The sequence below is a fragment of the Sphaerisporangium melleum genome (assembly GCF_014646695.1).
GTDB lineage: Bacteria > Actinomycetota > Actinomycetes > Streptosporangiales > Streptosporangiaceae > Sphaerisporangium > Sphaerisporangium melleum.
On the sequence record NZ_BMNT01000065.1, the window covers coordinates 16,016 to 30,174 of the forward strand.

General features: G+C 70.0%; 14 protein-coding genes and 1 riboswitch. Of the genes, 9 read left to right on the forward strand and 5 right to left on the reverse strand.

Annotated elements, in window-relative coordinates; genetic code table 11:
* The first annotated feature begins 8 nt into the window (after positions 1–8).
* Complete coding sequence (locus tag IEY93_RS35390) at positions 9–1,046, forward strand: ABC transporter ATP-binding protein (protein WP_189167539.1); 1,038 nt, start codon at positions 9–11, stop codon at positions 1,044–1,046.
* A complete protein-coding gene (locus tag IEY93_RS35395) occupies positions 1,030–2,040 on the forward strand; it encodes an ABC transporter ATP-binding protein (protein WP_189167540.1) in 1,011 nt (336 codons plus the stop codon). The genes IEY93_RS35390 and IEY93_RS35395 overlap by 17 nt, the downstream gene beginning before the upstream one ends.
* 84 nt (positions 2,041–2,124) lie before the next feature.
* Here IEY93_RS35395 and IEY93_RS35400 read toward each other — a convergent pair whose 3' ends face one another.
* From IEY93_RS35400 to IEY93_RS35410, 3 genes are all read right to left on the reverse strand, one after another.
* The gene (locus tag IEY93_RS35400; protein WP_189167541.1) at positions 2,125–2,496 is read right to left on the reverse strand and encodes a hypothetical protein; all 372 of its coding nucleotides are present in this window, start codon (positions 2,494–2,496) and stop codon (positions 2,125–2,127) included.
* A 254-nt stretch (positions 2,497–2,750) separates the two neighbouring features.
* Positions 2,751–3,245, reverse strand: coding sequence for a hypothetical protein (locus IEY93_RS35405; protein ID WP_189167542.1), 495 nt, complete (start codon positions 3,243–3,245; stop codon positions 2,751–2,753).
* A 149-nt stretch (positions 3,246–3,394) separates the two neighbouring features.
* On the reverse strand, positions 3,395–4,207 hold the full coding sequence (locus IEY93_RS35410) for an SAM hydrolase/SAM-dependent halogenase family protein (RefSeq protein ID WP_229691737.1): 813 nt from the start codon (positions 4,205–4,207) through the stop codon (positions 3,395–3,397).
* 277 nt (positions 4,208–4,484) lie between these two features.
* Between IEY93_RS35410 and IEY93_RS35415 the strand changes: the two genes are divergently transcribed.
* Entirely contained in the window at positions 4,485–4,799 is a 315-nt protein-coding gene (locus IEY93_RS35415) for a DUF3263 domain-containing protein (RefSeq protein WP_189167544.1), read from the forward strand.
* An 88-nt stretch (positions 4,800–4,887) separates the two neighbouring features.
* A complete protein-coding gene (otsB, locus tag IEY93_RS35420; RefSeq protein ID WP_189167545.1) occupies positions 4,888–5,661 on the forward strand; it encodes a trehalose-phosphatase in 774 nt (257 codons plus the stop codon).
* 106 nt (positions 5,662–5,767) lie between these two features.
* Here the strand turns inward: otsB and IEY93_RS35425 are convergent, their stop codons facing one another.
* Both IEY93_RS35425 and IEY93_RS35430 read right to left on the reverse strand, forming a co-directional pair.
* Positions 5,768–6,973: an MFS transporter gene (locus IEY93_RS35425; RefSeq protein WP_189167546.1), complete on the reverse strand. Its 1,206-nt coding sequence runs from the start codon at positions 6,971–6,973 to the stop codon at positions 5,768–5,770.
* Positions 6,974–7,142: 169 nt separating this feature from the next.
* The gene (locus IEY93_RS35430; RefSeq protein ID WP_189167547.1) at positions 7,143–8,570 is read right to left on the reverse strand and encodes an alpha,alpha-trehalose-phosphate synthase (UDP-forming); all 1,428 of its coding nucleotides are present in this window, start codon (positions 8,568–8,570) and stop codon (positions 7,143–7,145) included.
* A gap of 163 nt (positions 8,571–8,733) precedes the next feature.
* Between IEY93_RS35430 and IEY93_RS35435 the strand changes: the two genes are divergently transcribed.
* The 5 genes from IEY93_RS35435 to groL all read left to right on the forward strand — a co-directional run bounded on the left by IEY93_RS35435 (position 8,734) and on the right by groL (position 13,922).
* Positions 8,734–9,297, forward strand: coding sequence for an RNA polymerase sigma factor (locus tag IEY93_RS35435; protein WP_189167548.1), 564 nt, complete (start codon positions 8,734–8,736; stop codon positions 9,295–9,297).
* Positions 9,298–9,503: 206 nt separating this feature from the next.
* A riboswitch (SAM riboswitch) is annotated at positions 9,504–9,671 on the forward strand.
* Between the two features lie 14 nt (positions 9,672–9,685).
* Positions 9,686–10,981, forward strand: coding sequence for a threonine synthase (gene thrC, locus IEY93_RS35440; protein ID WP_189167555.1), 1,296 nt, complete (start codon positions 9,686–9,688; stop codon positions 10,979–10,981).
* A 13-nt stretch (positions 10,982–10,994) separates the two neighbouring features.
* Positions 10,995–11,270 carry a MoaD/ThiS family protein gene (locus IEY93_RS35445; RefSeq protein ID WP_189167549.1) on the forward strand — a complete coding sequence of 92 codons (276 nt, stop codon included), beginning with the start codon at positions 10,995–10,997 and terminating at the stop codon, positions 11,268–11,270.
* 406 nt (positions 11,271–11,676) lie between these two features.
* On the forward strand, positions 11,677–11,877 hold the full coding sequence (locus IEY93_RS35450; RefSeq protein WP_189167550.1) for a cold-shock protein: 201 nt from the start codon (positions 11,677–11,679) through the stop codon (positions 11,875–11,877).
* Positions 11,878–12,296: 419 nt separating this feature from the next.
* Complete coding sequence (gene groL, locus IEY93_RS35455; protein ID WP_189167551.1) at positions 12,297–13,922, forward strand: chaperonin GroEL; 1,626 nt, start codon at positions 12,297–12,299, stop codon at positions 13,920–13,922.
* Positions 13,923–14,159 lie beyond the last annotated feature (237 nt).

The window sequence follows — 14,159 nt, forward strand, 5'->3', positions numbered from 1 at the left end:
CACCGAAGGTGAGTAACCCGTCTATCGACACCCATCCGCTGGAGGCGGAGGCCACCACCGAGCCGCTGCTGGTGGTGGACAACCTGCACGTGGAGTTCACCACGCGCCAGGGTCTGGTGCGCGCCGTCAACGGCGTGAGCTACACGGTGAACGCAGGGGAGTCCCTGGCCGTGCTCGGCGAGTCGGGCTCCGGCAAGTCGGTGACCGCCCAGGCCATCATGGGCATCCTGGACATGCCGCCCGCGCGCATCCCCAAGGGCGAGGTCCGCTTCCGCGGCACCGACATGCTCAAGCTCTCCGACCAGGCCCGCAGCCAGATCCGCGGCCAGCGCATCGCGATGATCTTCCAGGACGCTCTGTCCGCCCTGAACCCGGTGTTCACCGTGGGCTGGCAGATCAGCGAGATGTTCCGCGTCCACCGGGGCATGTCCAAGCGTGACGGCATGAGGAAGGCCGTCGAGCTCATGGACCGCGTGCGCATCCCGGCCGCCAAGAACCGGGTCAACGACTACCCGCACCAGTTCTCCGGCGGTATGCGCCAGCGCATCATGATCGCGATGTCTATCGCGCTGGACCCCGAGGTCCTGATCGCCGACGAGCCGACGACCGCGCTGGACGTGACCGTCCAGGCGCAGATCATGGACCTGCTCGCCGAGCTGCAGCGCGAGAGCAACATGGGCCTGATCCTGATCACCCACGACCTCGGCGTGGTGGCGGACGTCGCCGACAAGATCGCGGTCATGTACGCCGGCCGCATCGTGGAGCACGCTCCGGTCCACGACCTGTACAAGACCCCGGCGCACCCCTACTCCAAGGGCCTGCTGGACTCGATCCCCCGGGTCGACATGAAGGGCCAGGAGCTCTACGCGATCAAGGGGCTGCCGCCGAACCTGCTCGACATGCCCTCGGGCTGTGCCTTCCACCCCCGCTGCCCGTACCGTCGCGACAATTGCGTGACCGACGTGCCTCCGCTGTACGAGATCAGCGGGACGCGCGGGAGCGCCTGCCACTACTACCGGGAGGTCCTCGATGGCACCCTCGGGTGAGCGGATCCTCGAGGTTCGTGACCTGGTCAAGCACTTTCCGCTGACCCAGGGCATCGTTCTCAAGCGCCAGATCGGCGCGATCAAGGCGGTGGACGGCGTCTCGTTCGACCTGCACCGCGGTGAGACGCTGGGCGTCGTGGGCGAGTCCGGCTGCGGCAAGTCCACCCTGGCCAAGTTGCTGATGGCCCTGGAGCGGCCCACCTCCGGCGGGGTGACCATCAACGGCCAGGACATGACCAAGGCGCGGGGCGCCGAGCTCAAGCGCATGCGGCGCAACATCCAGATGGTCATGCAGGACCCCTACACCTCGCTGAACCCCCGCATGACGGTCGGCGACATCATCGGTGAGCCGTTCGAGATCCACACCGACGTGGCGCCCAAGGGCGACCGGCGCAGGAAGGTCCAGGAACTGCTCGAGGTGGTCGGCCTCAACCCCGAGCACATCAACCGCTACCCGCACCAGTTCTCCGGCGGCCAGCGCCAGCGCATCGGCATCGCCCGCGGCCTCGCGCTCCAGCCGGAGATCATCATCTGTGACGAGCCGGTCTCGGCGCTGGACGTGTCGATCCAGGCGCAGGTGATGAACCTGCTGGAGCGGCTGCAGGAAGAGTTCAACCTGGCCTACATCTTCATCGCCCACGACCTGTCGGTGGTGCGGCACATCTCCGACCGTGTCGCGGTGATGTACCTGGGCAAGATCGTCGAGCTGGGTAAGGACGAGGCGATCTACGAACGGTCGGCCCATCCCTACACCCAGGCGCTGCTGTCGGCGGTGCCCGTGCCCGACCCCGAGGGCCGCGAGAGCCGCGAGCGGATCATCCTGCAGGGCGACCCGCCGTCGCCGGCCGACCCGCCGTCGGGCTGCCGCTTCCGTACCCGCTGCTGGAAGGCGCAGGACATCTGCGCCGAGCAGGAGCCGCTGCTGGAGGTGCGTGCGGGCGGGCATCTGAGCGCCTGCCACTTCGCCGAGGCGCACGACGTCATCCACGCCTGATCAGGGCCGTGACGCCACCGCCGAAAGGCGGCGCTTTCGCAGAGGGAGTTGCAAAAGCGCCGCCTTTCGGGTGAAGCCCTGGTGTCAGCCCACGCCGAGCCCGATGCCGAGGCCGAGCAGGCCGCCGCGGCCGTAGCCGACCCCGTAGCCGCCACCGCCGCCGTAGCCGGCACCGTAGCCGACGCCGCCGCCATAGCCGGCACCGTAGCCGACTCCGTAGCCACCGCCGCCCCAGCCGCAGCGGCAGCTCGAGCAGCACGGCGAGGGGTAGATGGGCGCGGTGTAGATGGGCGTCGCGTAGACGCCGCCGCAGGTGCTGCAGCAGCTCGGGAGGCACGCCGCACTGGCGGCCTTCGAGGGCTTGGCGGCGACGCTGGCGTCAGCGGACGCCATGGTCGCGGGTGCGATGGCGGCGAGAGCGGCGATCGCTGACGCGGTCAGAAGACGGCGAAGCATGTACTGTATCCCCCTGTGAATATGGTCACTATCGGAGCTTGGTGACCATTCGTCCGATGCCAGTCACTGTCTGTGACTGGTCAGACATTACCCAGTGCGGGAGATGGAGTACGGGCTGTCGTCGGTCAACGCGCGGCAATAATCGAGGGCCGAAGGTCAGCCTCACCTCTTCCAATGGCCATCCGGGTCAACAGGTCGTCAGCCCTCCTCGCCGGTTTCCGAGCCCGCTGTGGCCGCTGAGCTGCGGTTATGACCTACCCGGCCTTCGGGGCGGCGCCGGCGCGCGGTTTCCCCTGCGTGGCGGTGCCCGGAGCGTCGGCGCTGGCCCCGGCGCCGTTGCCGGTGCCTGAGTCGGTGTCGTCGCCGCTGCCGGCGTTGGCGGTCACGCTCGGCCAGGCGGCGCCCAGTGTGTCGGTCGTGTCCCCGCCATCACCCAGGCCATTACCCCAGCCGGTGCCCCAGCCGTTGGTCCAGCCGGTTCCCGTGCCTGTGTCGGTATCGGTATCGGTGTCCCCGTCGGTGTCCCCGTCGGTGTCCGAGTCGGTGTCAGTGCCGATGTTCCCGCCCAGGCGGATCGCGGGGGCGGTGGCGCACGCGAAGGCGGTGGCCGGCGCGACGAGGGCGATCACCGCGCAGGCGAAGGCGATCAGAAGACGGCGAATCATGGTCGTTCCCCCAAAGATGGTCCACCGTGAAGTCCCGATCGCCCGCCGCCCAAAGGTGGCGGTATTGACGGAGACTTCCGGCATGTAGGTAACTACACTCTGTGACCATCTCGTACCCATTCGCGGTACGCCGTTGCCGGAGTCGAACGGTCAGATCATGGCAATGTCGCGTCGGCCATCGGGTGACGCCTCGTTCCGTGGGGTGATCGCTGTGGCGACCTCACCAGGGCCGGTCACACCTCGGCCGCCCTCGCCACCCGCACGTGTGCGCCGGGCGGCAGGCCCAGGCGTTCGGCGCAGTCGCCCGACCGTACGGCGAAGGTGACCCGGCCGGCCGAGTCGGTGAAGGCGACCAGCGTCCCCGGTGGCACGGCGGCGAAGGTGTCCCTGAACGGCATGGTGATCTGCCGCCTGCCCATCGAGACCGCCAGCGTGTCGCCCACCTGGACGCCGATCGCGGCCAGGTCGGCCGCCGTCACCGACAGCTGCACGTTGCCGTACCGGTCCAGCGACAGCACCTCGCCCTCGGCCGCGCCCTCGCCCAGGCGCGCGGTCGGCGCGGGCAGCGACAGCAGGCGGTCGAGCGGGATCTCCGGGCCGACGTCGGAAAGCCTGCCCCCCGCGTACAGACGCGCCGCGATCGGCGCGTAGATGTCCCTCCCCGGGAAGGCCGGCGATACGGCGTTGAGGAACAGCTCGCGGTTGGCGATCTCGTGGGCGACCCGCGCGCCGCCCGAGGCCATCAGCGCCCACGACAGCAGGCCGTTGTCCGGGCCGATGAACAGGCGGTCGCCCGCCTGCACGACCACCGAGCGGCGGGCGGCGGCGGTGGCCGGGTCCACGGCGCCGACGTGGACACCGGCGGGCAGATAGGGCAGCGTCTGCGCGAGGATCGCGGCACCGCGCCGGATGTCCCCGGCGGGCACCAGGTGACAGACGTCGATGATCCGCGCCTGCGGGGCGATGCCCAGGATCACCCCGTGGCAGGAGCCCACGAAGCCGTCTTCCAGGCCGTAGTCGGTGAGAAGCGTGATGACAGAGGTCACATCTGGTGACTGTACGTCGTCGGCACGCCGTGTCATAGGGGCGCGGGGGCGAGAGCAGCGCGCCGTGTCGATCTTCTCGGTGCCTCCGGCGGAGCCGGACCGGCCCGGTCCGCCGCGGCGCCCGGGCGTCCCCGTCTTCCGAAGTGTCATGAACGGCGGCGAATTCCCGACTACGATTGCCGCAGCGCGTGCGTCGCGGCCCGGGCGCCCCCGCCCCCTTCCCCGCCTGGCAGGCCCGCCGTCCACATCTCCCGCGCACCCGACCGAGGAGGACCTCATGGACACCGCGCCGGATCGTGGCGACGCCGATCCCGAGGAGCCGTCCCTCCCCCCGGCCGGCGACGGGCTGAGCGAGCGGGAGCGCGAGCTGCTGGCCTTCGAGCGCCAGTGGTGGCGGTACGCCGGCGCGAAGGAGCAGGCCATCCGCGACGCCTTCGACATCTCCTCGACGCGCTACTACCAGCTTCTCGGGCAGCTCATCGACCGGGCGGAGGCCATGGCGTTCGACCCGCTCACCGTCAAGCGGCTGCGGCGGCTGCGGGCCACGCGCCAGCGTGAGAGGGCGGCCCGGCGTCTGGGCATGCGTCCGTGATCCGCGGGGTAAAGGTCACCCCGTGACAGATGACCTGTTGCCGGATATCGCCGGACTCGCTGCCATCAAAGGTGATCCGCGGGGCGCGGTGATCGGCCTTGACTTCGACGGCACACTGGCGCCGATCGTCCCCGACCCCGCCGACGCCCGTGTCGACCCCGCCGCGGCCGCCGCGCTGGTGCGCCTGGGCGGCCTGGTCGGCGCGGTGGCCATCGTCACCGGCCGCCCCGCCGCCACGGCCGTCGCCTACGGCCAGGTCGAAGGCGGTCCCGGCCTCGGCGACGTGCCGGGGCTGGTCGTGCTCGGCCAGTACGGCCTGGAGCGCTGGGAGGCCGGCGAGCTGACCTCGCCGCCGCCCCCGCCCGGAGTCGCACGGGTGCGCGCCGAGCTGCCCGGTCTGCTGGCCTCGCACGGCCACCCGGTCAGCGACGGAGGGGTGCCGGGAGTCACCATCGAGGACAAGGGCCGGGCGCTCGCCGTCCACACCCGCAGGGCCGCCGACCCCGAGGGCAGCCTGCGCGCGCTGCGCGAGCCGCTGGCCAAGCTCGCCGCCGAGACCGGTCTGCTGGTCGAGCCGGGCCGGCTGGTGCTCGAACTGCGGCCCGCCGGCATGGACAAGGGGCACGCGCTCGCCGCCTTCCTCGCCGAGCGCGGGGCGCGGTCGGTGCTGTTCGCCGGGGACGACCTCGGCGACCTCGCGGCGTTCGAGGCGGTACGCCTGTCCGGCCTGCCCGGCGTGACCGTGTGCAGCGCGTCCGCCGAGGTCACCGCACTCGCCGAGCGGGCCGACATCGTCGTGAACGGCCCCGCGGGCATCGCCGCCCTGCTGTCCGCCCTGGCCGACGCCCTCGACGCGTCCTGAGCCGCCCGGCGGCGTTCTGCCGTACCGCGGCGGCGCCTGCCGGGGCGTCCGGGCTCGGGCAGGCGTTCTCGGCTGCGATCCTGCGGGCCACCGCGGGCCTCATCGTTCAGGTTCCGGGGTGGCTGCGTCCGCCGAAAGCGACGCCGGTGAGGGCCAGAGTGATCAGCAGCGGCACCAGGAGGAAGGCCGTACGGGTGCCGAAGGCGTCGGCGAGCGCGCCGAGCGCGAACGGTCCCGTGCCGACGGCCACTCCCGCCCAGATCGACGCCGCCGCGCTCGCCTGGTCCGGACGCCCGCCGGAGGCCGCGATGACCCGGCTGAGGCCGAGCGGGAACAGCATGGCCACTCCGGCGCCGCTGAGGGCCAGACCCGCGTACGACGGCACCGGGTGCGTGCTCAGCCAGAAGACCGCCCATCCGGCGCAGGTCACCACCAGGGCGGCGGCGAGCAGGGGCGCCGGGGCGGCGCGCAGTGCCAGCCGTCCCCCGGCGAACCGCCCTGTGGCGATGCCCGCGGTGAAGGCCGTGAGCGCGGTGGCGGCCACGGCGGCCGTCATGCCGGTCTGGTCGGCCAGCAGTTTGGCGGCGAAGAAGTTGAACAGGAACTCGGCGGCCACCACACAGAACAGCACCGCGCACGCGATGTGGAACCGCGTGCCGTACGGTCCGGCGGGCGGCGGGTGCGCCTTCAGCGGGGCGCCGATCGTGCCGCCGGTGCCGGCCGGAGTGTCCGGAACCCGCACGCGGCCCATGAGGGCGATCAGAGCGAGCGTCGCGAGCGGAGTGACCAGGAGGGCGGCCCGCCAGCCCAGCGGGCCGGCGGCGGCCAGGCTGACCAGGTAGGACATGCCGATGCCCACCGTGACGGCCACCGCGTTCGCCTCGTTGATCGCCGCCGCGCCGGCCCTCCCATGGTGGTCGCTCAGCACCGACATACCGACGTACAGCGTGATGGAACTCCCGGTGCCGGCCAGTGCGACCGCCGACAGAGTGGCGGGCACCGGTGTGACCGCCGCCAGCAGGGCGACGCCGGCCCCCATCAGGAGCAGCCCGAGCCAGATCGTGCGCCGCCGGCCGAGGCGGGAGACGAGCCAGGGGATGGCGAGGCCGCTCACCACCGCGCCGACCGCGATGGCGGTGCCGTGCAGCCCGGCGACCGCCTGCGAGACCTTCTGCTCGATGCGGAGCAGCGGGATCGCGGCCGAGAGCCCGTACAGGAAGGCGGCCGAGGTGGAGATCTGGAGATAGATGAGCCAGGTGGGACCGTCGCGGACGAGGCGAGCGGGTGTGGTCGGGCTCGCTGGGGGACTCACGGAATCCTCCGCCTGGAAGCACTCCAACGGCTTCGACGGTACCAGCGAGATTCGTCCCGGAAAATGCGTGTACGAGCACGATTTCGGCGCCGACCGATCTGCGCCCGGGCGCAGGTGAGGGTTGCCGCCGGAACGGCGTTCGTGACCGTGCCCCGGCGAGCGCCGCCCGTCAGTCGCCGAGGGCGGCGAGCTGGTCGGCGAACCACTGGCGAGGCGGCAGGGCCGTCGCCGCCGCGCGGAGGCGGGTGCCGCGCTTCGCGCGTTCCTCCTCGGGAAGCGTCAGCGCCTCGTGCAGCGCGTTCGCCGTGCCCGACACGTCGTAGGGGTTGACCAGCAGCGCGTCGCTCCCGAGCTCCGCCGCCGCGCCAGCCTCGCGCGACAGCACCAGCGCGCAGTGCGGCGCGAGGATCGGCCCCTCCTTGGCGACGAGGTTCATGCCGTCGCGGATCGGGTTGACCAGCAGCACGTCGGCCATGCGGTAGGCGGCGAGCGAGCGGGCGTAGTCGTCGTCCACGTTGAGGATCAGCGGGTCCCAGTCTTCGCCGGCGAACTCGTCCTCGATCTGCTGGGCGCAGCGCTGCACCGCGGCGGTGTACTCGCGGTACTCGGGCAGGTCGTGGCGGGAGGGGTAGGCGAAGGCCAGGTGGACCACCTTGCCATGCCACTCGGGATGGTCGGTCAGGAACTGCCGGTAGGACGACAGGCCGCGGACGATGTTCTTGGACAGCTCGGTGCGGTCGATGCGGACGATCAGTTTGCGGTCGCCCACCCGCTCACGCAGCGCGGCCATGTGCGACTCGACGTCCGGTTCCGACGCGCGCGCCCACAGCGCGTCGCCGTCCACGCCGAGGGGATGCACGCCGATGCGGGTGAGGTGTCCCTCGTAGCCGATGGTGCGCTGGACGCGGTCGACGTGCGCGCCGAGCAGCGCCTCGCAGCAGTCCATGAACGCCGACGCCCAGCGCGCGGTGAGGAACCCCGCCTGGTCGGCGCCGAGGATGCCGGTCAGCAGCTCGGCGGCGATGTCGTCGGGCAACAGCGAGAAGTACTCCGGCGGCGCCCACGGGGTGTGCGAGAAGTGTGCGATGCGCAGGTCGGGACGCTCCACCCTCAGCATGGCCGGGGCGAGCGTGAGGTGGTAGTCCTGCACCATCACCCGTGCGCCGTGCGCCGCCTCCTCGGCGAGCGCGAGCGCGAACGCGGCGTTGTAGTCCTGGTAGGACTCCCACTCACGGCGGAAGCGGGTGTCGAACTGCGGGGAGTTCGGCGTGTCGTACAGCAGGTGGTTGACGAACCAGAGCGTGGAGTTGGCGACCGCGTTGTAGGCGCGGTGGAAGGTGGCGGGCGGGATGTCCAGCATGCGCACCGGGCCGGTGTCGTACCCCGCCTGGTCGAGCCGCCCGCCCGGCGCGAGCCGCACCGCGCTGCGATCGCCGTCGGACAGCGCGGCGCACACCCACAGCACGTCGGCGTCCTTGACGACCTCGGACAGGCCGGACACCACGCCGCCTCCGCCGCGGCGCATCGTCAGCGTGCCGTCGTCCGCGTGCGTGAACGACACCGGGCCCCGGTTGGAGGCCAGCAGGACTGTGTTCATCCGCCCATCCCACTCCTCGTCCGTCGTGCGACGGTCGTCCCTCGCCGTTCTTCTCCGCTGTGGCGCGCGCCTGGCCGCAGATTAATGGAATTTAACGCTCACAATAAGATGGGTTGGCGCGCGTGGTCAGGCCGGGCGCGGGGCCGTCGAGAGGAGCTCTGGCATGGCGCTTGACGAGGCGACCGAGGCGCTGGCCCGGGCGGCCGCCGCCAGGGACCACCAGGCTCTCGGCGAGTTGCTGCGCCGCATCGAGCCGGACGTGCTGCGGCACTGCTCGCGGCTGCTGCCCTACCACCAGGACGCCGAGGAGGCCTGCCAGGACACCCTGCTCGCGGTGGCCCGCAACATCGGGAGATTCGAGGGGCGTGCCCGATTTTCCACCTGGTTGCACATCGTCACCACCAACTGCGCCCGCACGACCTACCGTACGCTCAAGCGCCGCGCGGCGGAGCAGACCTCCGAGGAACTGCCCGAGATGCGGGCCGATCCGCGCCGGGTGAGCGTCATCGCGGGGTCGCGGCTCGATCTGCTCGACGCCATGGAGGCCCTGGAGGCCGACAAGCCGGAGCTGGCGCAGGCGCTGGTGCTGCGGGACATCTGCGAGCTCGACTACAACGAGGTGGCCGACCAGCTCGGCATCCCGCTCGGCACGGTGAAGTCGCGCATCCACCAGGCCCGTAAGTACCTCCAGGCGGCGCTCGGCGACGCCTACAGCAGGTTCACCTGACCGGGCCGGCCCCCGCCCTCTGGCGAGTGCCCGGCCGGACGTTCCCCGCCGCGGACGACGCGGCGGGTCTTCCCGCAGCGTGCACGGGTGTTCTCCCAGCGTGCGCTCACGTCTCGGTTAGTGAGACGGCTGACCGGGCGCGCTGATGGGCGAGGTACAGTTTCTGTTGGCCTGCTTGTGATACGAGCGGGACCACAACTTCATACAGCTCATCCAGAGGGGTGGAGGGACCGGCCCTGCGAAGCCCCGGCAACCCTCCCGGCTGTGGTCATCGCGCCAGACGTACGGCGCGGCACTCATTAGGACCAGTGAGACCGGCCGGGACAGGTGCCAATTCCGGCCCGTGACCAAGGTGGTCCGGGCGAAGATGAGGGAAAGGCCTCGCTTCATGGTGCTCGCGACAGCTGAGACTACGACCAGCCTCGACTTCGGCCCCGCCGTCGCCCTGTCCTGCCGCGAATGCGGCGCCCGTTACGATCTCGGCCCGATCTTCGCGTGTAGCGACTGTTTCGGGCCGCTCGAGGTCGCCTACGCCTGGACTCCGCCCGGTGACGCCGGGGCGGCGAAGGTGACCAGGGAGCAGATCGAGTCCGGGCCGGCCAACATCTGGCGCTACCGTGCGCTGCTGCCGGTGCCCGCCGACGTCGCCTCCCACCGCAACCTCGCGCCGGGCTGGACCAAGCTCGTCAAGGCCGAGAACCTCGGCCGTGAGCTCGGCCTGCGCAGTCTGCACATCAAGGACGACTCGGGCAACCCCACCCATTCCTTCAAGGACAGGGTGGTCGCCATCGCGCTGGAGGCCGCGCGCAACTTCGGCTTCCACACCCTGTCGTGCTCCTCCACCGGCAACCTCGCGGGCGCGGTCACCGCGGCCGCGGCGCGTGCGGGTCTGGACGCCTGCGTGTTCATCCCGTCCGACCTCGAAGAGGCCAAGATCGTCATGGCCTCGGTGTACGGCGGCCGGCTGGTGGGGATCGACGGCACCTACGACGACGTCAACCGCTTCTGCTCCGAGCTCATCGGCGACCCGCTGGGCGACAAGTGGGGCTTCGTCAACGTGAACCTCCGGCCGTACTACGCCGAGGGTTCCAAGACGCTGGCCTTCGAGATCGTCGAGCAGCTCGGCTGGCGGCTGCCCGACCAGATCGTCATCCCGGTGGCCTCCGGCTCCCAGCTCACCAAGATCGACAAGGCTTTCAAGGAGCTGATCGCCCTCGGCCTGGTCGAGGAGCGGCCGTACAAGATCTTCGCCGCGCAGGCCCTGGGGTGCTCGCCGGTGTCCGCGGCGTTCAAGGCCGGCCATGACTTCGTCCGGCCGGTCAAGCCGGACACCATCGCCAAGTCGCTCGCCATCGGCAACCCGGCGGACGGGCCGTACGTGCTCGACATCGCCCGCCGCACCGGCGGCGCCGTCGAAGACGTCACCGACGCCGAGGTGGTGGACTCCATCCGGCTGCTGGCGCGCACCGAGGGCATCTTCGCCGAGACCGCGGGCGGCGTCACCGTCGGGGTGCTGCGCAAGCTCGTCGCGAACGGCGTCCTCGACCCGGATGCCGAGACGGTGGTGCTCAATACGGGGGACGGCCTCAAGACCCTCGACGCGGTGTCCGCCTTGGCCAGGCCGACCGCGGTCATCCGACCCTCGCTCGACGCATTTCGTACGGCAATCGCCGACCACTCCTGAAAGGGCCCGATAAATGAGCGTTTCTGTGCGGATTCCGACGATTCTCCGTACCTACACCGACGGAGCGTCGGAGGTCGCCAGTGAGGGGGCGACCCTCCGCGAGGTGCTCCAGAAGCTGGACGCCGACTTCCCGGGAATCGGTGCCCGCATTCTGGACGAAACGGGCAAGATTCGCCGTTTTGTCAACGTCTATGTCGGAGAAGAGGACGTCCGATTCGCCGACGGACTGGACACCGCCACGCCTGAAGGTGCGAACATCTCCGTGATCCCGGCCGTCGCCGGGGGCTGACACTCGCGGCGCCGACGCCGGTGCCCGCTCGCGGGGCTCCCGAGCGGCCACATGGCGCGTGCCCAGGGCTCTTGACCTGAACGCCCATGCGTCCCACGCCGGACGCATGGGCGTTCGCATGCCGGGGCCCTGTGGAGCGGGTGACTATCATAATAGAAGTGCTTACTGGGTCCTGTGGTTAGTGTAATTGTCAACTAACTAAACGCGAGCGGAATATCAGCCCCGTACCGCTCTGAGCGAACGTCAAGTAGTAGTTTCCCGATTGACTCTGTTGCTTCAAGCCTTGCCACAGGTATGGTCGATTCGATCGAGGAAGCCGAGGAGTTCGCATGCGTCTCGGCTCCGTAGGTCACGGGCCTCGCGGAGGAGTGGGCGAGGTCCGGAGCCCAGCAAGAGGAGTCGGAAAGTGGCGCAGGGCACCGTCAAATGGTTTAACGCGGACAAGGGCTACGGCTTCATCGCGGTAGACGGTGGTAAGGACGTGTTTGTCCACTACTCAGCGATCATGGCCGAGGGTTATCGGTCCCTTGAGCAGGGTCAACGGGTGGAGTTCGAGATCACGCAGGGCCAGAAGGGGCCGCAGGCCGAGGCCGTGCGGACCGTCTGACGCGGCAGGCCCGTCCGGTCGATGACGAAGATCCACTAGTCTCTCAATCACTAAGCAGGAAGGTTCGGTCCGGCGTGCACCACGACGGGCCGGGCCTTTCCGCATGTCCGCGCCAAGTCGTTCGCCAGGTGTGTCGTCCCCGCCTGCCGCGGACGGGCTGCGGGCCGGCCCCAATAGTGGGCATACGGTCGGAGAAATCCATGTGCCGCCCAGGTCATAGGGGTTGTCGCTTGCACTCGACCGGGTAGAGTGCTAAACAGTTCGTTGGCACTCTCCTGTCGAGAGTGACAAACCTGGATCGAGGCGATGGGGCCTCGCGATCCACGGCGACAGGTGTCGTGGAGGCGCGAGTCTTCATGCCGTCGCGGGCGTCGGCTCGATCCGCTGCAAGCCACCCTGTATCTGGGAGGTCTAGCCGTATGGCAGCCAAGATGATCGCGTTCAACGAGGACGCCCGGCGCGGTCTCGAGCGCGGTATGAACCAGCTCGCCGACGCCGTCAAGGTGACCCTTGGTCCCAAGGGGCGCAACGTCGTGCTGGAGAAGAAGTGGGGCGCGCCCACCATCACCAACGACGGTGTCTCGATCGCCAAGGAGATCGAGCTCGAGGACCCGTGGGAGAAGATCGGGGCCGAGCTGGTCAAGGAGGTCGCGAAGAAGACCGATGACGTCGCGGGTGACGGGACGACGACCGCGACCGTGCTGGCTCAGGCTCTCGTTCGTGAGGGTCTGCGCAATGTGGCCGCCGGTGCCAACCCGATGTCGCTGAAGAAGGGCATCGAGGCCGCGGTCGAGCGGGTCAGCGAGGAGCTGACCAAGATCGCCAAGGACGTGGAGACGAAGGAGCAGATCGCCTCCACCGCGTCCATCTCGGCCGGTGACACCCAGATCGGCGAGATGATCGCCGAGGCGATGGACAAGGTCGGCAAGGAAGGCGTCATCACGGTCGAGGAGAGCAACGCCTTCGGGCTGGAGCTCGAGCTGACCGAGGGCATGCGCTTCGACAAGGGCTACATCTCCGGTTACTTCGTGACCGACCCCGAGCGGATGGAGGCCGTCCTCGATGACGCCTACATCCTGATCGTCAACTCGAAGATCTCCGCGAACAAGGACCTCCTGCCGCTGCTCGACAAGGTCGTGCAGGCCGGCAAGCCGCTGGTCATCATCGCCGAGGACGTCGAGGGCGAGGCCCTGGCCACCCTGGTCGTCAACAAGATCCGCGGCCTGTTCAAGTCCGTGGCCGTCAAGGCCCCCGGCTTCGGCGACCGCCGCAAGGCCATGCTCGGCGACATCGCCGTCCTCACCGGCGGCCAGCCGATCAGCGAGGAGATGGGTCTCAAGCTCGAGACCGCCACGCTGGACCTCCTCGGCCGGGCGCGCCAGGTCATCATCACCAAGGACGAGACCACCATCGTCGACGGTGCCGGTGACCCGGAGCAGATCGCCGGCCGGGTGAACCAGATCCGCGCCGAGATCGAGAACACCGACTCCGACTACGACCGCGAGAAGCTCCAGGAGCGTCTCGCCAAGCTGGCCGGTGGCGTCGCCGTCATCAAGGCGGGCGCGGCCACCGAGGTCGAGCTGAAGGAGCGCAAGCACCGCATCGAGGACGCCGTTCGCAACGCGAAGGCGGCCGTCGAGGAGGGCATCGTCCCCGGCGGTGGCGTGGCCCTGCTGCAGGCCGGCGCCAAGGCGTTCGACAAGCTCGAGCTGTCCGGTGACGAGGCCACCGGCGCCGCGATCGTCCGCAAGGCGCTCGAGGAGCCGCTGAAGCAGATCGCCGTGAACGCCGGCCTTGAGGGCGGCGTCGTGGTCGAGCGGGTCCGCAACCTCGAGCAGGGCGTCGGCCTCAACGCCGCGTCCGGCGAGTACGTCAACATGCTCGAGAACGGCATCATCGACCCGGCCAAGGTGACGCGCTCCGCGCTGCAGAACGCCGCGTCCATCGCGGCGCTGTTCCTCACCACCGAGGCCGTCATCGCCGAGAAGCCCGAGAAGACCCCTGCCGCTCCCGCCATGCCCGGCGGCGGCGACATGGACTTCTGAGCCCCGGCTCACGCACACCGAAAGGGCCATCCCCGCACCTTGGGGGTGGCCCTTTCGGTGTGCTCCGGCCCGGCGCCGGTCAGGAGGCGGCCCTCCCCGCGCGGGCGGCGGCACCGCTCGTCGCTCGTGATAGGAGTCAGGTCGTGACTCCTCCGCTCCCTGAAGGGAGCGGCTTCTCGCTAAGCCGCTTCCGCGGCGTCGCGAAGGGCAAGCCCTGCCCTGAGAATGTTGACGGCC